We start from the raw sequence: 22,986 nt of genomic DNA, 5'->3' as shown, positions 1-22,986 counted from the left end.
ACTATTCCGTACCTTGATTGTACCACATGGGGCGGCTGTCTGTATAGCGGCAAAAGCGTCAAATCTGCTTCTTTATGGTCGGTCAAATCGCCGTTTTTTGTGTAGCAGCTTCCGCTTCCAGCACTTTCATCATCTTGTCGGCTGCGGTGTCGGTTGCGCCCTGCTTGAAGAAGCCGGAAACGGTAAGGACGGAGTTGCCCATGCGGATTTCCGTTACACAGTCCGGGCGGCGGTCTGTTTTGGTGGTGCTTGTCTGTTTGATTTCTGTCATAGGCTCTCCTTTCGCTGCTTCATCAGTTGCTTTAAGCGTTCCAGCTTTTCCTGTGCGGTTTCCTTTCGGAAGTTGCTGCCCGTGAAGCGGACGGGGGCGCACATGGAAGTCAGCCTGTCATAGATACGGGCGTGGGGCGTGTCCTGCGGGTGCTGCAATTCCTCCAGCGTGAGGTTGGTCGTGGCGATCAGCGGCTTGCCGCTTCGGTAACGGCTGTCAATCACGCTGTAAACCTGTTCCAGCCCGTATTCTGTCCCTCGCTCCATACCGAAATCATCAAGTATCAGCAGGGGGTAGCTGCAAAGGCGGGAAATATACTCATTCCTGCCCTCAAAGCTGGCGGCAAGGTCATTGAGTATTGTTGCAAAGTTTGTCATGCAGACGGCAACCTCTTTTTCCATAAGGGCGTTGGCGATACAGGCGGCAAGGTAGCTTTTTCCTGTCCCCACGCCGCCCCAGAACAGGTAGCCGATATTTTCAGCCTGCATGGTTTCCCAGCTCTCCACATAAAAACGGGCGGTTGCGGTCTGCGGGTTTCTGCCGTTGTCATGCTCAAATGTCCAGTTCCGCATAGCAGGGTCGGTAAAGCCCCGGCGTTTCAAGTTCTCCACTGTTTCAAGGTGCTTCTGTCGGCTTTCAGCGGCTTCCCGTTTTTCACGGGCTGCCCGCTGGCAGTCGCACTCTGACGGGTGTCGGTCATGCTCTAACCATTGGGCGGTTTCTTTTGAAAAATAGGCTTCTTTGGGCGTATGGCACTTGCCGCAGTATAAAAGCCCGTCCTCGCCTGTGTAGTCCTCCGCTTCGGCGGTAGTGGCTGTAATGTCCGTAATCATAGCTTCAATCCCGTTTCTCATAAGCTCTCGCCCTCCTTGCATGAATAATCGGGTATGCCCTGTTTCGGGGCAGCCTTGCCTTTGGCAGCGTCCTCCTGCGCCCACTTGTAAATGGTGGCTGCATGGCTGTGGTACTGCTTCCCGGTGGAAGCGATATGGCAGGAAAGCCGGTCAATATAATACTCCCACTTGTCGGGCAGCTCTGTTTTCAGCCCGGAAAGCTCTGTATCGGTCAGTATCACATTGTTGTATCTGCCATAAGCGGCGGGGGTGGGGTGTCCCGTTTCTCCCTCTCTCTCTTTTTCTATCTCTATCTCTTTCTCTAACTCTATCTCTATCTCTGGTGGACGAATGTCGGACAAATGTCCGCCTTTTGTCCAGGGCGGTAAAAGTGCTTTGTTTTCCAGCCTTGCAGCCCGTTTTCGCTCGGCTTCGGTAGAGGACTGTCCTATCATCAGCTCAATGTCGGTCATATAGAAAGCCCCGCTGTCAAGCTGCTCCACAAGCCCCAACTGCCGGAAAATCTCTAAAGCCCTCTCAACCGTCCCTATCTGGTGGCGGGTCAGTGTCGCTATCATCTGCGCTGTGTAGGGGATATGCTCGTCAAGCTGCAACTTCCCGCCGTTTTTCAGCGATTTTAAGTACAGCTTCAAGAGGATATTGGAATATAAAATTCCGTCTTTCATATCTTCCAGCAGCACAATGGAGTCGCTGTCAAAAAAGTTCTCTTTCAGCTTGAGGTAGTAATACTTGCGGTTATCTGCCATTGTCCCTGTCCTCCTTTTTCCGGCGTTTGGAGTAGTAGCGGGGGCAGAGTATGATAACCGCCCGGAAGCTCTGCTTGCAGCTATGGGTACAGCCCCGGCAGAGGTCGTTGTATGTGATACGGTCGCAGGTGGTATTCCCGACTTTCACTTGCCGCAGGAAAAAAGACCATTCCAGCCGCCGTTTCTTGCTCATTCTTGGCATGGGTGCGCTCCTTTCTGCCGTTTCCACTGGTGTGGCGGTATCGGCGGTAATTCTGTATCATCTCGGTATCATTTTCGGGGTTTTTCTGCCCTGTAAGCCCGTTAAAAAATCCTTTGGTATTGGGGATAGGGTACGGGGCAGCCCCCTTGTTCTGTATGGGTTCGGGTACATTTTGGGGTGGTTTTTATCGCTCCTGTTCCTGCCTTTTCACAGGCTTGCGCTCCCGGCGTAAAATCTGGTCGATATTGCCCTTGACGGTCTGTAAGCGGCGGTATTCCTCCCGTTTTGCCCGGTAATCGTTGTAGCCGCTGTTTTTCTCTTTGATAAGGGTTTCAATCTCTGCTTGCAGGGCTTTATAGCTTGGCAGCTTGGAAATGCCGTTCTCCCTAAAATAACGGGCGGCTGCGTCTGCTATGATAAAGTCGCTTTCGTGCTTCTGTCGGTAGGCTGCTTTTGCTTTGGCGTTTTTCTGCTGTTTCAGCCCGTCCCGGACAGGGCGGGTCTTGGAATAGGCAAGCACCTGCCGTTGCAGCTCCTTTTTCCCGTCCAGCGTCTTTTCCACCTGCTTCAGCTCTGTAAGGCTTTCCCGCATGGCGGTATAGGCGGCAGAACAGGCTTCGTCCAGTTCCTCCGGGGAAGAAAAGCCGTACTGCTGATAGGCGGTAACGGTAGCCGCCATTTGCTTTAGATTGTACTTTGCCGCCCAGCGGTCATAGCCCACGCCCTTGCCCTCGGCTCGCTTGGCTTCCCGGTCAACCATGCGCTGCAAGGTGTTGTCTGCCGGGGTGGTTTTTGTGGTTTTTTCCCCTTGTGACGGCTTTTTAACTGCGGCAGGGTATTCGGGTATGGCTTTGGTCTGTTCGGCGGCTCTGCGGGCGTTCTGTGTAAGCAGGGCAAGGACAGTAGCCTTGTCAAAATCGTCCCCCAGCTTCCGGGCTGTGATAGGCTTTGTCCTGTCCGGCGTGAGGTAGGAAAGCCGCCCCCGGCTCTCCTTGACAGTCACACCCTCCCGCAGCAAAAGGGAAGAAAACTCGTCAAAGCTGGTAGCTTGGGAAAGTGCCTGCCGTATCGTCCGGCGCAGCTTCGCCTTGTCCGTTTCAAACTTGGTGGGCTTGGTCGGCTGTCCGGCGGCTTCTCTGGCGGCGTTCTCTTTATCAAGGGCAAGCTGCCCTTTCTTTGCCGCCCAGTATTCCCGTTCCGTTATCCGTTCCTTGCTGCCGTTCAAGAGGTCGATTTGGTAAAGCCCCTCCCGGTGGCACATCTCCATGACTTCACTCTTGAAATATTCCATAGCGGCGTTGGTGCAGCGGTGCTTGCAGCCCTCCCGTGTATCGGCTGGTCTGTCCATGTAGGGCAGAAGCGGGACTTCATAAATCCGCAGGGAGTTGATGACGATATGCACATGGATATTGCCGCTGTGGTTATGCCCGTCCGGGTGGGTGCAGATTAGGGCTTGGTGTCCGGGAAAATGCTCCTTGCAGAACTGCTCGCCCAGCTCCTGCGCCCAGTCTACGGTCAAGCCGTTGTCTGTCCCGTCCCGTGGGTCAAAGCTGATGATATAGTGGTGGCTTTTCACATCTTCCCGTTTTTGGTTTTTCTCATAGCGGAGATTGGCTCGCATACAGGCAACAGCGAAATCCTCGCCCTCGCAGTTGAGGGAAGAAATGCGGTAATCCTCCCTCGGTATCAGCCGCCCATTTTCATCAAGGGTGGGCTTCATGGTAAACTCGTCATGCTCAAATGTGAGGTAGGCTTCCGCTGCGCCATAGTCAGCATTTTTAGAGCTGATATGTTTGAATGTTGCCAACAGCGTCACCCACTTTCTGCAAGACTTCAAACTTTAGGGCAGCAAGGTCGGAAACCGCTGCCCGTACCTCCCCGGCAAGCTGCGGGTAGGGGCTGTGCCACTCGTTCAGCGTCCGGGCTATCTGGTTTAAGTTGCCGCCGATCCTGCCGTATTCGGCGGTTAGCTTCCCGACGGCGGCAAGCAGCTCGTCGTTGACGGGGGAAACGGTTATGGTGGGGCGTATGGCTGCCCCGGTTATGGCTTGCCGGATAAACTCGGCTTGGCTCATGTTGCAGGCAGAAAGCCTTTCCGCAAACTCGGCGTATTCTTCCTCGGTCATGCGTGTCTTGACTACCCGGCTGCGGTGCGGCGTGTTGTATCGTTTTCGCATGGTAAAACCTCCTTTCTGTGCGTGGTGTCCTCTCACTAATAGGAGAAAAACGGGGTGTGAAGCGGAACTGTTTTTGAAAAATCCGAAAAAATATTTTGAGGGATTTTTAAGCGGCGCAAGCCGCATAAGCAGGGTTTGGGGAAGGCACTCCCCAACAAGATTCCCGCAGGGGCAAAATGAGCGAAAAGCGAATTTTGGTACTGCGGTAGAATCTTGCTCTGAAAAACTGCCACTTTCCTCTGCGGCTGACTTTGCGGCAATCTACAAGGGTCGGTGTGGCTGCTTTCGTCAATATAGCGATTGCGGAGGCGTGTCCTGCCCACCTTTGTTCCCCTCTACGGACAGAAACGGAAAATGCCAAACGCTCATTTGGATTTTTCATCACTACTACGGCAGGCAAGCCCATTTCGGGCAAACTTCCCCGTCACTCACTACTACAAGGGAACGGGGCGTTTTGCCAAAAATGGGAGCAAAAAACGCCACGGATTTTCAAAAATCTGTGGCGTTGCTGTTTGGAGCAGTATTCAATTTTAGTCTCCCGTTCCCTCTTTTGGGTAAAAGAAAAGGACAACCGATTTTGGCTGTCCTGTGAAAATGTGTATTATGTTGTATTATGTATGATTGACAAGATTAAATTTGAAGATCATTCTTCTACAAAGTATCTGTATGCGGCGGCTTCAAGCTCTCCACATTCGTTAAGCAAGTTGCCATTTTCATCATAAAGCTTATAGGTAATTTGAGTATTACCTAACGACGCTTCTCCGTCCAATCCAAGCAACAAAGTATAGTAATTTTCTTTTAGCACCAAATTCAATAGATCATACAAATCATCTTTTGATATACCTTGTTCAGTTATTGCACTGATTTTTTTGCCGACAACTGATGAAGAATTAGGATTGAAGTATTCGGCTAAAATGGTTTTCTTTTCTTCGTAGCATAACTTAACAAATTGTTCTCCTGTCATTTTTATACTCCCCATACCGTAGTGTAAAATATATATTTATATTTCATTCTGTCGGAACTATTATAGCACATAGATGTGAAATTTTCTACTGTCTTTCCCCCATAATGGGCGGGAGCGACAGCACTTTAGTCTGTCGCTCCCTTGATTGCCACAAAAGCAGGACGGGCGGCGGCTGTCAACGGTGGCACATTTGCGCCGTTCATCTTGACCGTTGACTGGCTCGGCTGGATTTGCTATTTATTTCCTCACCATTCCTGTGTCTTGGCTTCCTTCCGGATTTTCATTATCTGTATTTGATATATACTGCCAGGAATTACAGAAACCAACGCAAAAATACCAAAGATTATAGATTGCTTTGTAACTGCGAATAGTGCAAACATGAGCAGTAGAAATAGCCACGGATTGCGTAAGTTGCGATAATATTTTTCTTTATCGTCATAAGAGGTATGGAGTTCAAAAGGCTTTCCATCATTTGCTTTTTCCACAATCAAGATTTCTCGATTAAAAGTTGTTGTGTTTGTCGCAATACGACCGCCCCTTTCTGCCCATGGGCGCCAACGAACTTTTCCAACAGAATAGTTTAGATTGATATTTTTAAAAAACACCTTATATCCCATATCCTCCAAAAAATTAGCATAATCTATTGAACTCTCTTTTGATTTTTCTCCGATAAACTCTACACAATAGGTCACTTCATCGGGCTTGCATTTTTCAAATTCGTATAACAGTTTTCCTGTCCGAACAAGTCGATAACCCTTTTCAGACATTTTGTTTAGCCATTTTTCCTGCGTATTTAGCAATCCGCCAAAAAAGCGATAACATTTTTTACTCATACTGCACCTCCAATAATTTCACTTGCAATGCTTACAAGTTCATTTAGTCTTGCAAGCTCTTTTTCTGCAATTTCTTTTCCCTGTGCTGTAATGTGGTATTCTTTTTTTCTTCCCTCACTATCTCCATAAGGTTCAATCCACTTCTTGTCCTGCAAAGAGTTTAATGCTCCATATAAAGTGCCTGCGCCTAACGAAAGCCGCCCGCCCGTTTTTTCTTCAACAAACTGCATAACGGCGTATCCGTGTTTTGGTGTATAAAGAGAGAGTAAAATATAAAAGGTCACTTCTGTAAGTGCGCCACTTTTTGCATTGTCTCTCATAGTCCAGCCTCCTTATTACGATTACTGTAATAAATATATCACTAACCGTAATATAAGTCAAGCAGATTCAAGGAAATTATTTAAGGGGCATGAAAATGGAGCAGCAACATTTTCGTGTTACTGCTCCACTTTGATACAGAATAGTAGGGTACGCTGTTCTCAATTTGTGTTGTTGCTTCTTTACCGTATATGAGCATTGCTGCCGGGGTTATCCTGTCCATAACCCTCCAACAGGTTGATGCCGCCCCAGACACACAGGGCACCGCCCAGACCGACCACGATCGTCTGCAAAGTATCGACTGCGCTGTTGAAAAATTCCATAAGGTCCTCACTTTCTGCCGCTTGTTCTGCGGCACTCAAAAATTTTTTCAAAAAATGCCGCCTCATTCGGCGGCTGCATCTTCATCCGACAGGTCGATTTCGTACAGGTCAAAACTTTCGTCCTGTGCGACTACCTGCTGCCGTTTCCGGCGCAGGGTAGATAAAAACCTGTCCACATCAAAGGTGTTTTTCTTGTCCGCGTCCGCAAGGTACTTGTAGTGCGGGTGCTTGGTAATGTCGAACTTCTCCGAGAAGAACGGCCTCACACCCCGCAGCTGCAAAATACATTTGCCGCCGTCCATGATTGCGATTTCGTCCTCTGACATCAACGCCTTTCCTAATTTTTGATAGTTCAGTCCGTGGGAGGTTTGAGAACCCCGGTTCTCGCTGGTGTTGAAGCTGTCGATGGTTTCTTTCCCCAGCGCATCGGAGATCTCTTTGGCATTTTTGCCCCGCCCACTCAAAAAGAGAACAGAATCGCAGTTGTCCGAAATGATTTCGGCTGCATCTTTGTAGATGGCTTTTAACTGCGACTGGCTCTGCAAGATGATGGATGCCGAGATTTCCCGGCTGCGGATGGTGGCGATCAGCTTGTCGAAGTTGGGAATCTGCCCGATGTTGGCAAACTCGTCCAGAATCAGCCGCACATGGACAGGCAGTCGGCCACCGTACTTATCATCCGCACGGTCACACAGCAGGTTGATAAGCTGGCTTTGGAGCATGGCGAGAATGAAGTTGAACGTGGTGTCCGTGTCGCTCATAATCAAAAACAGAATCGTCTTTTCATCCCCGATGGTGTCCAGCTCCATTTCATCGTCCTTCATCAGTTCCCGCACCTCCCGGATGTCAAATGGGGCTAAACGGGCACCGCAGCTTATCAGGATGGAGGAACGGGTCTTGCCGGCCGACAGCAAAAACTTTTTGTACTGCCGGACGGCGAAGTGGTCCGGGTCTTTCTGTTCCAGCCGCTCAAACATGAGGTCCACCGGGCTTTGAAACTCCGGGTCGTCCTCGCGGGCTTCACTGGCATTTATCATTTCCAGCAGGGTGGTGAAGTTCATTTCCTCTGCCGGGGCCTCGTACCAGATGTAGCCGATAAGCGCGGTGTAGAACAGCCGTTCCGACTTCACCCAAAAATCTTCCGCTGACTTTTCGCCCTCGCCCTTGGTGTTGGCGATAAGGGTATTCACCAGTTTCAGCACGTCCTTTTCCGAGTGGATGTAAACAAAGGGGTTGTACTTCATAGACTTGGAAAAGTTTATCGTGTTCAGGATTTTCACTCGGTAGCCTGCCCGCTGGAACATTTGGCCTGTTTCCAGAACCAGTGTACCTTTTGGGTCTGTGACCACGAATGAGGTGGGATAGTCGGAAGTGGGAAAGCATTGCATGAGGTTGGGCTTCACATAGAAGCGGGTCTTGCCGCTGCCGGAGCCGCCGATCACAAGCACATTTTTATTCCGGGCTGTTTTGGGGTCTTTGGGCCGCCCGGTCATGGTCAGGCGTTCGGTCTGGGTCAGCAGGATGTTGTTTTCAAACTTGGGGTCGATGTAGGGGGCAATGTCCTTGGCGGTGCCCCATCGGGCAGAGCCGTATTCCTCGCCCTTGCGGTACTTCTTGGCGTTCTTGCCCTTGCTGTACACGATGAGCCGGACAGCCACCGCCCCGGCAACGCCCACGCACAGGTCAAACGGATGCAGGCTGGGCAGCGGGTTTGCAAAGGCGGCGGAGATGCCGCTCGTCAGGTGGAGCAGCTTTGCCGAAGCATCCGCGCCCGCAGCCAGACGGTACGCCTGCCCGCATTTGGCGAACAGGTACACGAACAGCAGATACGGCAGATTCAGCAACAGCAGCTTTTTCAGTTCAGGCTTCATCGTTCCAGCCCCCTTTGCTTGATTTTTTCCTTCGCACGTTTCGGCTGCTGGGCCGCTTTCTGCTTGGCTGCTGCCAGCACCTTGCGGATAGAGGGCCGCTGCTCCTTGGTGAGCGTTTTGGCCGTGAACTCCCGGAACGCCTGTTCCAGATTGTCCGCATCCTTGGCCTTGAAGATCACGATGTAGTGGGGCGGCTGGGTGGTCTTGTCCTTGCGCAAGGTAAAGTCCACGCCGTACTTCTTGGCGCAGGGCTTGAACGCCCCGATGTTCGCCTCCGTGACTTCAATGTTGGTCAGGGCCGCACCATGGGCTTTCAGCTGTTTCAGGCTTTGCTTGCCGTGGTGCAGCTTTGGCCCCTTGGCCCGGTGCTGCAAATATTTTTTCAGGGCGGCTTGCAGCGCTTGGGCGGTGAGCTTGCCCGTTTTCATGGACAAGGCAATGGTTTTCTGGGTGACTTCTTCCTGCAATATGAATCCCTCCTTGTTGCAGAAAATTCAGAGCGGCAGCTAGGGTGGAACCACCAGCCGCCGCAGGTAGGTAGTGCGCATAGGGTGACGCTCCTTTCGGTCAGGTGTTGGGTGGACGGCCCCAATCGGGCTGCGCCATGTCGTGCGCCACAAGGGACGCATAGTAGCTGTTGATGGTGCTGGGCGCATTAAAAAGCATGGCCCGCAGGTATTGCTTGATGTTGCGGACTTTGGTGGTGTTGTCCCGCAGGCAGTCCATGACGAACTCGATGTGATGGCTGTCCAGCTTCAGGAACTTTGCCTTGACCAGCTCTGCCGGGTAATCGTCCCCGGCCACCCGGATGGACTTGCGGTTGGTGCAGACGGTTTCCAGCAGGATGTCCACGATCTCGTCCAGCTGCTCCCGGTCTATCCGGGGATTCTGGATGAGGGTGTCATACTCGATGTTCTCCAAAATCAGGTCCCGGTAGATTTGATAGGCCGCTTCCTTTCGGCTTCCGGTTCGCTCCGGCGGCGGTGCCGCTGTCTCATCCTCGTCCAAAGGCAAGGGGTTTGGGGAATGGATAGGAATGGAATCGGTATTTAATCCCTCTTTCTTTTGTTTTTCTGTAATTAGTTTATCTTTATTTAATTGCATTGGATTTTCCAACGTAGGGTTTTCCTGCGTGGGATTCTCCAACGTTGGATTTTCCAATGTAGGTGAAACCGATGCAGGAACAGGCTGCGGCAGCTCAAAGATCACATAGTCTGCACCGCGCAGCCGTCCTTTCTCGTCACGTTCTCTGGAACGCTGGATGTAGCCTGCCTGTTCCAGTTCCCGGATAGCCTGCCGTATCGCGTCAATGCTTTCCCGGTTGATACGGGCCAGTCCTTGCAGGGTGTAGTCCCAATCTTCCGGCAGGGAGAGCATTTGGGAGAGTAAGCCCTTGGCTTTCAGGGACAAGGCCCGGTTCCGCAGGTGGTGGTTTGACATGACCGTGTAGCCGCTGTTCTTTTCTACCCGAAAAACTGCCATTTCACGGATGCCTCCTTTCGTTGCAAACAAAAAAAGCAGCGTCCATTTGCTCCCGGTGATGGGAGAAGTGAACGCTGCGCGTACTTGATAATTTTTAGGTTGTGTGGTATATAAAAGGCAACTGTTTTTCCAATACAGCCGCCCATCGGGGTGCGATACAAGCAAGTTGCTATCCGATGACCTCAAAAACAAATTGTACTACGATGGTTTTCAAAAAATGCTGTATCACTACTCGCACCAAACCATGAAAATCCGAACCTTTTCTCGATAGGAGAAGGGCTCGGATTTTTTGTTTTCTTCGGAAACGAGAACAATGGCTCTTCCCTTACGGCTGTGTGTCCAAAACCTTATCAGAAGAAAGACCGTATCACGAAGGTCACAACAGTAAGAGTGCCGTAAGGCAGAAGGGACGCAAGATTATGAAGTACGATGCAAGAGCCTGTCAGTTTAACATGGGCACCGGCTGTGTGGAGCTGCTGCTCCGGGATGGGCGCAAAATTTCCATCAACTGCACCGGTGTCGAGGATGCACTGGATGTTACCATGGCGCAGAGGTCTGAACTGGACTACCTCATCTACAATGACCCGCTGGACTATGCCGATTTGATTCTGAACGGTGACCCGGAGAAATACTTGAAAACCGTAACCGGGAGCCATGGGTTAGAAGATTAAAAATCACGAAAAGCTGGCGATGAAGGAAGCTGTCAAGGACGGCGTGGAGTTGATTGGCTATACCATGTGGGGCTTTATCGATCTGGTCTCCTGCGGCAGCATGGAAATGTCCAAGCGGTATGGCGTGATCTATGTGGATCAGGACGATGCCGGTCACGGCACACTGGCTCGCAGTAGAAAAGACAGTTTTTACTGGTATCAGAAGTGTATCGCCACCAATGGTGAAGACTTAGAAGGCTAAATGAAGGCAGGAAACTGTCTGCGGGTTTCGGCGTGTTCAGGGAGGGAAAGTTTTTATGAACGAACAGACAAAAGCGCAGGTGGAAGCTTATGCAGAAGAATACCGCACCGAACAGCTGGAACTGCTGCGCACACTGGGAAAGATGCCTGCGCCGACCCGAAAGGAGGATTTTCGGGCAGCATTCTGCCGGGATTGGCTCCGGGCACAAGGGGCAGAAAATGTCCGCATCGACGGCGCTAAAAATGTGATCTGCAAACTGGGGCCGGACACTGAGGAACTGGTCGTTTTTGCCGCTCACACGGATATTGTGTTCCCAGATGTAGAAAATCTTCCCTTGCGGGAAGAGGGCGGCAAGCTATTTGCGCCGGGCATCGGCGATGATACTGCCAACCTCGTCAACTTGCTGATGGCTGCAAAATATCTGATCCAGAAACAAACCGCGCTGGAATATGGTGTGCTGGTGGTGGCGAATGCCTGCGAAGAAGGTCTGGGCAATCTGGACGGTACCAAGGCGTTGTTTGCCAAGTACGGCACCCGTATTCAGGGGTTCTATTCTTTTGATATCTATATGCCGCTTTGCTGCAGCAGTGCCGTGGGTTCTTATCGGTATAAGATCACCTGTAAAACGCCCGGTGGTCACTCCTATGCAAATTTTGGCGACCCCAGTGCCATTCAACTGCTGTGTGGACTCGTGAATGAACTGTACCAGATCCAGCCACCGGTACGTTCCCGTACCACCTATAATGTGGGACGCATCGAGGGCGGCACAACGGTCAACTCCATTGCACAGCAGGCATCCATGCTGTATGAGTTCCGTTCCACCGCACAGGATTGTCTGGAAGAGATGGAAGAAAAATTCCGTCGTGCTGTAGCGCACTGGAATGGCAGAGGCGGCGATTTTGAGGTGGAGCTGCTGGGCATCCGTCCCGGCAACGGCCCTGTTGACCAGAAAAAACTCGGTCAATTCACGGCAAAAAGTAAAGAGATCGTTCGCACCTTCACAGGCCGTGAGCCGGACGAAACGCCCAACTCCACGGACAGCAACATCCCGTTGTCGCTGGGTATCCCGGCCAATACCATTGGTACGATAGATGGCGGATCGGCGCATACCCGGCAGGAGTGGGTGGACATTGCCAGCTTGCCCACAGGATTGAAAATCGTTCTTGGGCTGATGCTGGAGTATCAGAAAAACGATTGCTTTTGAAATAAGTATGGGGTGTTCTGGCGGCAGTAGGGGGCCGTTGCAAAATAGCTCCAACGAAAAAAATGAGATAGACTTCCCCGAAAGGGGTTACCTATCTCATTTTTTGTTGTAAGCTGAGGTTGTGAAAAAACAGATACAACAGAAACAGTATTTCCGACAAAATAAACTGCCAAACAAAAAGCCCCCGCATTATGATGCCAAGCAGGATCGTAATGCGGAGGCCGCTGTTCTTTCAGAACAGCACAAAGGAGAAATTATGAAAATGCAGTAAAGGTTATCCCATGGTCACCTGCACCTCTACCACAGCGCCTTCTGGTGCCAGCGGCAGCAGGCTGCCCTCAATGGGCTTGCCATCCACAGCGACGCTCTTCACACCGTACTGGACTGCAGCGGTATTATCCACTGCAATGTGATAGGTTGCGCCCCGGTAGCGGCGGGTAACGGTGAAGCCGCCCAGCGTGTGTGGGATACAGGGGTCTACCTTCAGGCCGTCCAGCGTGGGCTGGATGCCAAGGATATACTGGCTCACATTGAAGAAGGTCCATGCGGCAGTGCCGGTCAGCCAGCTGTTCTTTGCTTCGCCAAAGGTGGGGGCATCCTTACCGGCCACCATCTGGCTGTAAACATAGGGTTCGGTGCGGTGGATCTCGGAAATATCCTCGATGTAGGCCGGGCATGTCTTGCGGTACACCTCAAAGGCCCGGTCGCCATGCCCCAGAACGGCTTCGGCACAGCTGATCCACGGATTGTTGTGGCAGAAGATACCGGCGTTCTCCTTGTATCCCGGAGGATAGCTGGAAATTTCGCCCAGATTGAGCTGATAACTGGTGTATGCAGGTTGGTGCAGAACCACACCGTACTTGGTATCCAGCCGTTCCTCTACGCTCTTCAATGCCTGCGCGGCCTGACCGGTCTCCTTGCCAATGCCAGCCATGACGCACATGCCCTGCGGCTCAATGAAGATCTGGCCCTCAGTACACTCCTTGCTGCCAACAGGCTTGCCAAAAGCATCGTAGGCGCGGCGGAACCATGCGCCGTCCCAGCCAGAGGTCAGGGCCGCCTGTTCCACGCCGTCCACGGCCTTGCGGGCCGCAGCGGCTTCATCGGCAAGGTTCAGGTGGTCGCACAGTTCGGCGTACTCGTGGCCGTACTTGACGAACATGCCCGCAATGAACACGCTTTCGGCCACAGGGCCTTCGCTGGGACCGGTGATCTGGAAGCTCTCGCCCGGGTGCTCCGAGAAACAGTTCAGGTTCAGGCAGTCGTTCCAGTCGGCGCGGCCAATGAGCGGCAGGCCGTGGGGGCCAAGGTGGGTGACGGTAAAGTTGAAGCTGCGGCGCAGATGCTCCATCAGGCTCTGTGCCTTGCTGGCATCATTATCAAAGGGCACCTGCTCGTCCAGAATAGACCAGTCGCCGGTCTCGCGCAGATAGGCGGCAGTGCCGGCAATGAGCCACAGCGGGTCATCGTTGAAGCCGGTGCCGATATCGCGGTTGCCTTTCTTGGTCAGGGGCTGGTACTGGTGGTAGGCGCTGCCATCCTCAAACTGGGTGGCGGCGATATCCAGAATGCGCTCCCGTGCGCGGGACGGAATGATGTGTACAAAGCCCAGCAGATCCTGACAGCTGTCGCGGAAGCCCATGCCGCGGCCGGTCCCGCTTTCAAAGTAGCTGGCCGAGCGGCTCATATTGAAGGTGACCATACACTGATACTGGTGCCAGATGTTCACCATACGGTCCAGCTTTTCCTCGCCGGATTCCAGATGGTAGGTGGAGAGCAGAGCTTCCCAGTGGTCGGCCAGCGCCTTGCGGGCCGCGTCCACCTGTGCATCGGTGGCATAGCGTGCGATCATGGCATGGGCACGCTCCTTGTTGATAACACCGGGAGCCGTGAACTTTTCTTCCTGTGGGTTCTCGATGTAGCCCAGACCGAAGAGGATCTTCTTTTCCTCACCCGGTGCAAGGGTGACATGGATGTGCAGCGCGCCCACCGGTGCCCAGCCGTGGGCGATGCTGCCGGAGCAGTGCCCGGCGCGGACGGCCTGCGGGTCTGCAGGGCCGCCATACACACCGCAGAAGGCATCGCGGGCGGTGTCAAAACTGGTGACGGGCGTATTGCTCCAGAATACCGCATAGTGATTGCGGCGCTCACGGTATTCCGTCTTATGGTAGATGATGGCCGGCTCCACCTCCACCTCGCCGGTGGAGAAGTTGCGCTGGAAGTTGGAGCTGTCGTCAATGGCATCCCACAGGCAGAACTCCACATAGCTGAACACATCCAGCTCTTTTACGGCATCCGTCTTATTTTTCAAAGTCAGGCGGTCCAGCTCACAGGCATCGCCGGTGGGCACGAACAGCTCCTGCGCAGCGGAAACACCGTTCTTCTCACCCTCCAGAATGGTATAGCCCAGACCGTGGCGGCAGGCGTAGCTGTCCAGCTCTGTCTTGGTGGGCTGCCAGCCGGGATTCCAGACGGTATCGCCATCCTTGATGTAAATGTGGTGGCCGTCCATATCCAGCGGGGAGCTGTTATAGCGGTAGCGGGTCAGGCGGCGCATCCGCGCGTCGCGGTAAAAACTGTAGCCGCCCGCCGTATTGGAGACAAGACTGAAGAAGTCCTCGCTGCCAAGGTAGTTGATCCAGGGCAGAGGCGTGCGCGGGGTGGTGATGACATATTCTTTGCGTGCGTCATCAAAATGGCCGAATTTCATAAATGCTTCCTCCTTATCAGCTGCCGGTAGCCCCGGCGGCATCGCTTTTGCGAAAACGATTAAGGCAGACGATCAAAGCATTCTCTTTGCTTCTAGCATAGCCCAAGCAGGCCAAAAAAGCAAGAGGATTTTCTAAAAAAATTCTGAAAGTATCTTTCATAAATACGCATGTTTCCATGATTTTCAGAAAATTCATTTCAAGCACGCTTTTTGTGCTTCCTGTAAGCGAAAACGCTGAAACACAATTTATAGGTAATATTATATACGGCGAAAATCGTAACGAAACCGCAACGAAAATCTTTTGATTTTAACCGAAATGTAACGAAATCCATCCAAGGTGCACAATTTCGGTTCTTCAGAAACGAACAAAACGCCAAAATTGAGCCAAAAGCAATGAAAGTTATTCTTTTAAGCTTGATTTTTCGTACAAAATACGCTATCATGAAATTGCGAAAACGATTAAGGACTTGACGGAGAACATCCCCCGTAAAACGTTCTTCGGAAGGAGGCAAACGAGCGATGCCGTCCCTGAAAGATCTGGCAAAGGAATGCGGCGTATCGGTGGCAACGGTCAGCAAGGCGCTGAACGACCAGCCGGATATCTCGCCTGCCACACGAGAACGGGTGCGGGCCGCAGCGCACCGTATGGGCTACCTGCCCAATGCTGCCGCCCGTTCCTTGAAAACAAACCGTACTTACAATCTGGGCGTTCTGTTCGTGGATGAACGGCAGAGCGGCCTGACCCACGAATACTTTTCCGCCGTGCTGGACAGCTTCAAGGTGGAAGCCGAGAAACACGGCTACGACATCACCTTTATCAACCACAATATCAGCGGCAAGAGCATGAGCTACCTTGAGCACTGCCGCTATCGCAATGTGGACGGCGTGGTGATCGCCTGCGTGAACTTCTACGAGCCGCAGGTGGTGGAGCTGGTGAACAGCGAGGTGCCGGTGGTCACGATCGATCATGTGTTCAACAACCGCATGGCGATCCTCTCGGATAACGTTTTCGGCCTGAAGGCACTGGTGCGGCAGGCATGGGCCTGCGGCCACCGCCGCATCGCCTTTATCCACGGCGAAAAGACCGCCGTTACCGAGAACCGCGTTGCAGGTTTCTATCAGGCCTGCGAAGAGCTTGGCCTGAAGATCCCGGAAGCTTATGTGCGGGAGGGCATCTACCATGATGCCGACCGCTGTGCCGCCGAGACCAAAGCGCTGCTGGAGCTTCCGCAGCCGCCCACCTGCATCATCTTCCCGGACGATTTCTCCGCGCTGGGCGGCTACAACGCCATCAACGAAAAAGGGCTTTCGATCCCGGAGGATGTTTCGGTGATGGGCTACGACGGCATCTACCTTTCCCGGGTGGTCAAGCCTCAGCTGGTGACTTACCAGCAGAACACCACCGCGCTGGGGCGCACCGCTGCCGACAAGCTCATTGAGCTCATCGAGCATCCAAGAGTGACCCTGCCCGAACAGATCCGTGTTTCCGGCAAATTGCTGGACGGCGGGTCGGTCAGCATTCTTTAATATGTCTCTAAAGGCTCTTGCTACGGAACCTTTTATGAAGAAAACTTTTGCAAATAATGGAAAACCATGAAGGAGGTTTACCCTTATGAAAAAGATCTCTCGACGTAATTTCCTGCTCGCTTCCGGTGCCGTGACCATTGGTGCAGCTCTGGCTGCCTGTGGTGGTTCTTCCGCTTCCACCAGCACCGCTTCTTCTGCTCCGGCTTCCTCTGCTGCTCCCGCAGCACAGGGCAAGGTGCTGAACATCTGGTGCTGGAATGATGAGTTCCAGAGCCGCTTCAACGACTACTATCCGGAAGTTTCCGAGATCGCAGCCGACAAGTCCACCACCACCCTGAAGGATGGCACCGTTGTGAAGTGGACCATCAATGCCAACGAGAACAACAACTATCAGAACAAGCTGGACGAAGCCCTGCTGAGTCAGGACAGCGCTGCTGATGACGACAAGATCGACATCTTCCTGATCGAGGCTGACTATGCTCTGAAGTATGTGGATTCCGATTACGTTCTGGATGTCAAGGCAGACATCGGCCTGACCGATGACGATCTGGCTGGCCAGTACCAGTACACCAAGGACATCGTTAGTGTGGACGGCAGCCAGCGCGGCACCACCTGGCAGGCAACTCCCGGTCTGTTTGCATACCGCCGCAGCATTGCCAAGGATGTTCTGGGCACCGATGATCCCGCCGAAGTGCAGACCTACCTGTCCGACTGGGATAAGTTCAATGATGTAGCTGCACAGGCAGCTGCCAAGGGCTACAAGATGCTGTCCGGCTTTGATGATGCATACCGCACCTTCTCCAACAACGTGGCAGCTCCGTGGGTCACCGGCACTACCGTTACCGTTGATGAGAACATTATGAAGTGGGTCGATCAGACCAAGGAGTACACCGATAAGGGCTATAACAACAAGTCCAGCCTGTGGGACAGCCAGTGGGCAGCCGATCAGGGTCCCACCGGTAAGGTGTTCGGCTTCTTCTACTCCACCTGGGGCATCAACTTCACCCTGCTGGGCAACTCTCTGGAGACTCCTGTCGCTGAGGGCGGCAAGGAAGAAGTTGGCAACGGTATCTACGGCGATTACGCTGTGTGCGAAGGCCCTCAGCCCTACTACTGGGGCGGCACCTGGATCTGCGGCGCAGCCGGCAGCGACAACATCGAGACCATTAAGGATGTTATGCAGAAGCTGACCTGCGATGAAGCCATCATGAAGCAGATCACCATGGATACGCAGGACTACACCAACAACGAGAAGGCTATGAACGAGATTGCAAACAGCGATTACAGCTCCGCTTTCCTGGGCGGCCAGAACCACATCGCTCTGTTTGCAGAGGCTGCAGCCAAGATCGATATGTCCAACGCCGGTCCGTACGATCAGGGCCTGAATGAGAGCTTCCAGAATGCATTCAAGGATTACTTTACCGGCAACGTGGACGAAGATACCGCAAAGGCAAACTTCGAGACCGCTATCAAGGAGAAGTATCCTGAGCTGACCGACGTGGTGTGGCCCGCATAATAGCAGCCGACCCTAAAACGGAAAAGTGAATACGCAGGGGCGGGCCGGACGCTGTTCCCGCCCGCCCCTGTTCTTTCCGCAAATTTATCAGGAGGCGATCCTATGGGAGAAAAGAAAAAGAAAGGGTCGATCAGCTACGCGAAATGGGGCTACATCTTCATTGCGCCGTTCTTCATCATCTTCGCGGTATTCCAGCTGATCCCTCTGGCATCCACCATTTACTACAGCTTTTTTGAATATTACCGCAGCGGCCTGAAGATCATCGGCCCCAGCTTTGTGGGCCTGAAAAACTACATTACCCTGTTCGCAACCGATCTGCCCAAGTACTTTGGCAACACGCTGATCCTGTGGATCATCGGCTTTATCCCGCAGATCGCCGTCTCGCTACTGCTGGCGGCATGGTTCACCGACCTGCGCCTGAAGCTGAAGGGCCAGACCTTCTTCAAGACGGTCATCTACATGCCCAACCTGATCATGGCCTCCGCCTTTGCAATGCTGTTCTTCGCGCTGTTCTCGGACAACGGCCCGGTGAACGCCGTGCTGCAGAGCATGGGCTGGATCGATGCACCCATCAGCTTTTTGAACACCGTGTGGGGCAACCGCGGGCTGATCGGCCTGATGAACTTCCTGATGTGGTTCGGCAACACCACCATCATGCTGATGGCGGCCATCATGGGCGTAGACCCCACCCTGTACGAAGCGGCTGAACTGGACGGCTGCACTCCGAACCAGATGTTCTGGAAGATCACCATTCCGCTGATCCGTCCCATCCTTGTTTACGTCATGATCACCTCCATGATCGGCGGCCTGCAGATGTTCGATGTGCCGCAGATTTTGACCAACGGCAAGGGCGGCCCGGACCGCACCTCCACCACCATGATCATGTACCTGAACAACCACCTGTTCAGCAAGAACTACGGCATGGCCGGTGCAGTCTCGGTGGTGCTGTTCCTCGTGTGTGCAGTGCTGTGCGTTGTGGTCTACTTCTCCCTTACCAAGGAGGATGACGGCCTGACCCGCGCCCAGCGCAAAGAACTGAACGCCGCCAAAAAGGCAGCAAAAGGAGGGAAATGATTATGGCACACACTCCTAGAAATCAATCGGAAAAAGCAACACTGGCTGCACGCCGCGCATGGTGTTATCTGGTGCTGGTGCTCATCAGCTTTTTGTGCCTGTTCTTCTTCTATGTGCTGGTGATCAACTCCACCCGCACCCACTTCGAGATCCAGAAAGGCTTCTCGCTGCTGCCGGGCAAATCGCTCATTACCAACTTCCAGAACGTGCTGGCCGATGCTAACATCCCTGTCATCACCGGCATCCGCAACAGCCTGATCGTCTCTGCCTGCTCGGCGGCGTTCAGCGTGTACTTCTCGGCCCTGACGGCCTACGGCATCTACGCCTATAACTTCAAATTCAAAAAGGCCGCGTTTGCCATTATCCTGCTGATCATGACCATGCCCACGCAGGTGTCGGCTCTGGGCTTTTTGCAGCTCATCACCAAGATGGGCCTGAAGAACAGCTTTATCCCGCTGATCCTGCCCAGCATTGCAGCGCCCACCGTGTTCTTCTTCATGAAGCAGTATCTGGACGCTTCCCTTCCCATGGAGATCGTAGAGGCTGCCCGCATCGACGGTGCAGGCGAGTTCTACACCTTCAACAAGATCGTGCTGCCCATTATGAAGCCCGCTTTGGCAGTGCAGGCCATTTTCTCCTTCGTGGCCAGCTGGAACAACTACTTCATTCCCGCTCTGGTGCTGGACAGCGCCGACAAAAAGACCCTGCCCATCCTGATCGCACAGCTGCGCAGTGCAGACTTCCTCAAGTTTGATATGGGCAAGGTTTACATGATGGTGGCTATCGCCATTCTGCCCGTCATCATCGTGTACCTGCTGCTTTCCAAGTTCATCGTCCGCGGTGTTGCTTTGGGCGGCGTGAAAGGCTGACGGCATTTTGCCTCAAACAACAAGAGGGTCCCGGAGAAAATTCCGGGACCCTTTTGCTGTTTGTTATTTTCAGGCCTTTGCCAGCTCGTCGCCCAGCAGATAGCCCTCGGTCAGGGTGCGGCCAATGGCCACGCCCACGATGTACTCAGGGTAATTGTGGGCAAAGAATCCGCCGCTGCAGTCACCTGCAGAGTACAGGCCCTCAATGGGGTTGCCCTCAGTATCCAGCACCTGCATCTTGGTGTTGATGCGCAGACCGTCCAGCGTGCACAGCACAGTAGCGCCCTGACGGCAGCCGTAATACGGCGGGTTCTCCAGCGGCAGCATACGGTAGCTCTCCTTGCCGAAGTCCTCGTCCTCGCCCTTGGCGCACAGCTCGTTGTAGCGCTCCACAGTAGCTACAAAGGCATCGGCGGGCATGTTCAGCTTTTCGGCCAACTCTTCCAGCGTGTCGGCCTTCTGGATCAGACCGCCCTGCTCCATGCCGGCCAGCAGGCCCTGCTCAGCTTCCCAGCTGAAGATCTGCAGCTTGCCGCCACTCTGGCTCGGCTCAATGCGGGCGCAGCCGATCTGCTGGAACTGCTTGACATGCTCCATCCAGTTGCTGTCGTAGATGGTGTTGTACAGATGGCCCGGCTCCATAAAGGCTGCGTGCAGGATAAAGTCGTAGGGCACGCTCTCGTTGCTGAAGCGCTCACCGTTCAGGTTCACCTTCAGCCAAGGCTCACTGCCCAGATGCATGTAGCCGGACTTCTCCCAGTTGCCGTCCACAGTCTCGTTCGGGGCAATGATGCCGCGGTCGAACAGCATCACAGTGGGGTCGGGGTCCTTATCAGCACCCACCCACATAGCAGCACGGATGCCGTCGCCGGTGTCCAGTGCAGATGCATCCGAACCAACGATGCTCTGGTAAGCATCCGGGTTCAGGGTGGCCAGCATCTGCTTGTCGGCTGCGTAGCCGCCGCAGCACAGGGCCACGCCCTTGGCTGCCTTGATGCGGATATAGTGGCCGTCGCCCGCCTTGGCGATCACGCCGGTCACCTTGCCGCCGTCCTGCTCCAGCTTGACCATGGCGACCTCGTACACGATCTCGCCGCCATTGTCGGTGACGCACTGCTGCAGGCTGGCAAAGCCGTATTCTGCAGTGGCAGAGCTGTAATCGTGCTCCGGGATATCATCTTGGAAGTTGTGCATGGTGGCGGGCACATAGTAGGTATCGTGGCCGCCCTTACCCACGTCCCACTCCATGTGGAACTTCACGTCCGGGTTGTACTGCTTGACCACCTCCTGGTACCAGTCCATGGCCTCGCCGCTGTGGTTCACCCACAGACGGATCAGGCGTTCGTCGCAGCGGTGGCTGGCGTAGCGGCACAGCTCTGCCACCAGCTTGTTCTTGTCCACTTCCACGCCGGCTTCCTTGGCAGCAGTGGTGCCCACAGCGCCGATCCAGTGGCGCTCGTTCATGCTGCTCATGCCCTTTTCGATCACCAGCACCTTTGCGCCCTGAGAAGCAGCGCGGGCAGCGGTCATCAGGCCGGCATTGCCTGCGCCCACCACCAGAACATCGGTCTCGATGGTCTCGGTGATGTCGCTTTCGGCCACTTCCGGAGCGGTGCCCAGCCAGTCGGTATTGCCGCCCACGGTCACATCGTCGGTCACGGCCACGTCGCCGCCCTCCACGATGGCACCGCCGCTGGCCTGACTGATGCAGTCGGCCACAGCCTGCTTGACAGCCTTGCTGGTCTTGGTGGCACCGGTCACGCCGTCAATGGCGCTGCTCTGTGCGCTGAGCACCTGGTCTGCCAGCTTTTCGGCGGCAGCAGCACCCACGTTCTCAGTCTCGCCGGAGGAATCCACCACCACGTTGGTAATGCTGGTCTCGTCAAAGGTGACGGTAACGGTCACATCGCTGCCGTAACCCTCGGCGGAAGCGGTGTAGGTGCCGGGAGTGTACACAGCACCGGAAGTGCTGGCGGCAGAAGAAGATGCGGTCTCCTTGCTGCTGCAGCCGGTCATCACGCCCAGTGCGCCCATGCCCAGTGCACTGGCAGCCGCGTACTTCAAAAAGCCGCGGCGGTTCATGTCGTTTGCCATTTTTCTTTCTCCTTGTTCTGTTTGTGTGTTGGCCGGTCTTGTTTCGGCCCTTCGTTAATATTATAGCAAGCTTTTTCTTGTATTGATAATGCTTTTGCTGTATTATTGATAACAAGAAAATTATTACAGGAGGATTCGCCATGACCTTTACCCAGCTGCGCTGCTTTATTGAAGTCGCTCGTCAGCTCAACTTTGCCCGCGCTGCCGAGACCCTTTATATCTCACAGCCCGCTGTCTCCCGCCAGATCCATGCACTGGAAAACGAGCTGGGCGTGCGCCTGTTTGACCGCACCCGCCATGTGGTGGCCCTGACCAGCGCCGGTGAGTCCTTTTACCACGACACCGTGGACATGCTGGACCGGCTCACCCTTGCTGTGCAGCGTGCGCAGAACACGCAGGCCCTGTTCAGTGAAGAGCTGCATGTAGGCTACAGCGGCAGTATGCAGATCCAGAAACTGCCGCAGATCTACCAGCAGTACCAGAAGCGCTGCCCGCAGGTGCATATCCTCAACGATGCGCGCTCCGGGCCGCAGTGGTCCCGCTCCTTTGACAAAAGTGTACCGGACATCGTGTTTGACAGCCGGGACGACCTGCCTGCGGACAGTATTCTGGAATACCGCAGCCTGTATCACGGAAAAATGGTGTGCGTGATGTACGAGGAGCACCCGCTGGCAAAGCACAAAACTGTCACACTGGAACAGCTCAACGGCGAGGTGCTCATTCTGCTGGATATGGCCCACATTTCCGCCCGTATGACCACTGCGCAGGAGTTGATCCGTCAGAAATGCCCGCAGGCTGTGTACTACTTCAGCAGTTCATCGGAGCATGCCCTGCCTATGATCCAGGGCCATGTAGGCCTTGCTGTGATGCCGGATTTTGTGTATGTACCGCTGCCGGGCCTTACCACTGTGCCGCTGGAGCCAGTGCTGGATACGGAGTTTGGCATTGCATGGCGCTCCGGCTGCACCGACCGCAAGGTACGCGAATTTATAAAGACCGCCTGTGCCGCATACGACGTAAAATGGTAACACAGCAAAAG

General features: G+C 53.9%; 25 protein-coding genes. 9 read left to right on the top strand and 16 right to left on the bottom strand.

Annotated elements, in window-relative coordinates; translation table 11 throughout:
- Positions 1-82: 82 nt before the first annotated feature.
- The 6 genes from GKG36_RS11775 to GKG36_RS11745 form a co-directional block, all read right to left on the bottom strand.
- Entirely contained in the window at positions 83-271 is a 189-nt protein-coding gene (locus tag GKG36_RS11775; RefSeq protein ID WP_005927780.1) for a transposon-encoded TnpW family protein, read from the bottom strand.
- Complete coding sequence (locus GKG36_RS11770) at positions 268-1,125, bottom strand: ATP-binding protein (RefSeq protein WP_154260875.1); 858 nt, start codon at positions 1,123-1,125, stop codon at positions 268-270. Before GKG36_RS11770 ends, GKG36_RS11775 begins: the two co-directional genes overlap by 4 nt.
- Positions 1,122-1,871 (bottom strand): phage replisome organizer N-terminal domain-containing protein, encoded by a 750-nt coding sequence (locus tag GKG36_RS11765; protein WP_005927782.1) that lies wholly within the window; start codon positions 1,869-1,871, stop codon positions 1,122-1,124. The genes GKG36_RS11770 and GKG36_RS11765 overlap by 4 nt, the downstream gene beginning before the upstream one ends.
- Positions 1,861-2,073: a hypothetical protein gene (locus GKG36_RS11760; protein WP_005927784.1), complete on the bottom strand. Its 213-nt coding sequence runs from the start codon at positions 2,071-2,073 to the stop codon at positions 1,861-1,863. Before GKG36_RS11760 ends, GKG36_RS11765 begins: the two co-directional genes overlap by 11 nt.
- A 184-nt stretch (positions 2,074-2,257) precedes the next feature.
- Positions 2,258-3,880, bottom strand: a complete 1,623-nt coding sequence (locus GKG36_RS11750) for a relaxase/mobilization nuclease domain-containing protein (protein WP_044960756.1) — start codon at positions 3,878-3,880, stop codon at positions 2,258-2,260.
- Positions 3,852-4,250, bottom strand: coding sequence for a plasmid mobilization relaxosome protein MobC (locus GKG36_RS11745; RefSeq protein WP_015527902.1), 399 nt, complete (start codon positions 4,248-4,250; stop codon positions 3,852-3,854). The genes GKG36_RS11750 and GKG36_RS11745 overlap by 29 nt, the downstream gene beginning before the upstream one ends.
- 73 nt (positions 4,251-4,323) lie before the next feature.
- Between GKG36_RS11745 and GKG36_RS14615 the strand changes: the two genes are divergently transcribed.
- Positions 4,324-4,842 carry a hypothetical protein gene (locus tag GKG36_RS14615; protein WP_055168421.1) on the top strand — a complete coding sequence of 173 codons (519 nt, stop codon included), beginning with the start codon at positions 4,324-4,326 and terminating at the stop codon, positions 4,840-4,842.
- Between the two features lie 51 nt (positions 4,843-4,893).
- On the opposite strand, the gene GKG36_RS11740 is transcribed toward GKG36_RS14615, so the two are convergent.
- The 7 genes from GKG36_RS11740 to GKG36_RS11705 form a co-directional block, all read right to left on the bottom strand.
- Positions 4,894-5,214 (bottom strand): hypothetical protein, encoded by a 321-nt coding sequence (locus GKG36_RS11740; protein ID WP_044960761.1) that lies wholly within the window; start codon positions 5,212-5,214, stop codon positions 4,894-4,896.
- 245 nt (positions 5,215-5,459) lie between these two features.
- Positions 5,460-6,047, bottom strand: coding sequence for a DUF2812 domain-containing protein (locus GKG36_RS11730; protein ID WP_005927795.1), 588 nt, complete (start codon positions 6,045-6,047; stop codon positions 5,460-5,462).
- A complete protein-coding gene (locus GKG36_RS11725) occupies positions 6,044-6,367 on the bottom strand; it encodes a PadR family transcriptional regulator (RefSeq protein ID WP_005927798.1) in 324 nt (107 codons plus the stop codon). The genes GKG36_RS11730 and GKG36_RS11725 overlap by 4 nt, the downstream gene beginning before the upstream one ends.
- 180 nt (positions 6,368-6,547) lie before the next feature.
- Positions 6,548-6,688: a Maff2 family mobile element protein gene (locus GKG36_RS11720; RefSeq protein WP_154260873.1), complete on the bottom strand. Its 141-nt coding sequence runs from the start codon at positions 6,686-6,688 to the stop codon at positions 6,548-6,550.
- Positions 6,689-6,750: 62 nt separating this feature from the next.
- Entirely contained in the window at positions 6,751-8,559 is a 1,809-nt protein-coding gene (locus tag GKG36_RS11715) for a VirD4-like conjugal transfer protein, CD1115 family (protein ID WP_154260871.1), read from the bottom strand.
- A complete protein-coding gene (locus GKG36_RS11710) occupies positions 8,556-9,026 on the bottom strand; it encodes a PcfB family protein (RefSeq protein WP_112116553.1) in 471 nt (156 codons plus the stop codon). The genes GKG36_RS11715 and GKG36_RS11710 overlap by 4 nt, the downstream gene beginning before the upstream one ends.
- A gap of 100 nt (positions 9,027-9,126) precedes the next feature.
- A complete protein-coding gene (locus tag GKG36_RS11705; RefSeq protein ID WP_154260869.1) occupies positions 9,127-10,041 on the bottom strand; it encodes a DUF6017 domain-containing protein in 915 nt (304 codons plus the stop codon).
- 419 nt (positions 10,042-10,460) lie between these two features.
- Here GKG36_RS11705 and GKG36_RS11700 point away from each other — a divergent pair, with 419 nt between their 5' ends.
- From GKG36_RS11700 to GKG36_RS11690, 3 genes are read left to right on the top strand one after another with little or no spacing between them, the layout of a single operon-like run.
- Positions 10,461-10,712: a DUF6061 family protein gene (locus tag GKG36_RS11700; protein WP_154260867.1), complete on the top strand. Its 252-nt coding sequence runs from the start codon at positions 10,461-10,463 to the stop codon at positions 10,710-10,712.
- Between the two features lie 19 nt (positions 10,713-10,731).
- Positions 10,732-10,953, top strand: a complete 222-nt coding sequence (locus GKG36_RS11695) for a family 1 glycosylhydrolase (protein ID WP_097774014.1) — start codon at positions 10,732-10,734, stop codon at positions 10,951-10,953.
- Between the two features lie 55 nt (positions 10,954-11,008).
- Positions 11,009-12,157 (top strand): M20/M25/M40 family metallo-hydrolase, encoded by a 1,149-nt coding sequence (locus GKG36_RS11690; RefSeq protein WP_154260864.1) that lies wholly within the window; start codon positions 11,009-11,011, stop codon positions 12,155-12,157.
- A 274-nt stretch (positions 12,158-12,431) separates the two neighbouring features.
- Here the strand turns inward: GKG36_RS11690 and GKG36_RS11685 are convergent, their stop codons facing one another.
- On the bottom strand, positions 12,432-14,867 hold the full coding sequence (locus GKG36_RS11685; RefSeq protein ID WP_154260863.1) for a glycosyl transferase: 2,436 nt from the start codon (positions 14,865-14,867) through the stop codon (positions 12,432-12,434).
- Between the two features lie 16 nt (positions 14,868-14,883).
- Positions 14,884-15,072: a hypothetical protein gene (locus tag GKG36_RS11680; protein ID WP_154260861.1), complete on the bottom strand. Its 189-nt coding sequence runs from the start codon at positions 15,070-15,072 to the stop codon at positions 14,884-14,886.
- A gap of 314 nt (positions 15,073-15,386) precedes the next feature.
- Between GKG36_RS11680 and GKG36_RS11675 the strand changes: the two genes are divergently transcribed.
- The 4 genes from GKG36_RS11675 (at position 15,387) to GKG36_RS11660 (ending at position 19,853) form a co-directional block, all read left to right on the top strand.
- Positions 15,387-16,394, top strand: a complete 1,008-nt coding sequence (locus GKG36_RS11675) for a LacI family DNA-binding transcriptional regulator (protein WP_154260859.1) — start codon at positions 15,387-15,389, stop codon at positions 16,392-16,394.
- An 85-nt stretch (positions 16,395-16,479) separates the two neighbouring features.
- Positions 16,480-17,910 (top strand): twin-arginine translocation signal domain-containing protein, encoded by a 1,431-nt coding sequence (locus GKG36_RS11670; protein WP_154255883.1) that lies wholly within the window; start codon positions 16,480-16,482, stop codon positions 17,908-17,910.
- Between the two features lie 102 nt (positions 17,911-18,012).
- A complete protein-coding gene (locus GKG36_RS11665) occupies positions 18,013-18,984 on the top strand; it encodes a sugar ABC transporter permease (RefSeq protein WP_154260857.1) in 972 nt (323 codons plus the stop codon).
- Between the two features lie 2 nt (positions 18,985-18,986).
- Entirely contained in the window at positions 18,987-19,853 is an 867-nt protein-coding gene (locus GKG36_RS11660) for a carbohydrate ABC transporter permease (RefSeq protein ID WP_097774020.1), read from the top strand.
- A 69-nt stretch (positions 19,854-19,922) separates the two neighbouring features.
- Here the strand turns inward: GKG36_RS11660 and GKG36_RS11655 are convergent, their stop codons facing one another.
- Positions 19,923-21,947, bottom strand: a complete 2,025-nt coding sequence (locus GKG36_RS11655; protein WP_154260855.1) for an FAD-dependent oxidoreductase — start codon at positions 21,945-21,947, stop codon at positions 19,923-19,925.
- Between the two features lie 140 nt (positions 21,948-22,087).
- Between GKG36_RS11655 and GKG36_RS11650 the strand changes: the two genes are divergently transcribed.
- Positions 22,088-22,975 (top strand): LysR family transcriptional regulator, encoded by an 888-nt coding sequence (locus tag GKG36_RS11650; protein ID WP_154260853.1) that lies wholly within the window; start codon positions 22,088-22,090, stop codon positions 22,973-22,975.
- Positions 22,976-22,986 lie beyond the last annotated feature (11 nt).

The organism is Faecalibacterium sp. BIOML-A1 (assembly GCF_009679715.1).
GTDB lineage: Bacteria > Bacillota > Clostridia > Oscillospirales > Ruminococcaceae > Faecalibacterium > Faecalibacterium taiwanense.
Note: the sequence above shows the minus strand (reverse complement) of the source record. Positions and strands in the feature narration are given on the sequence as shown.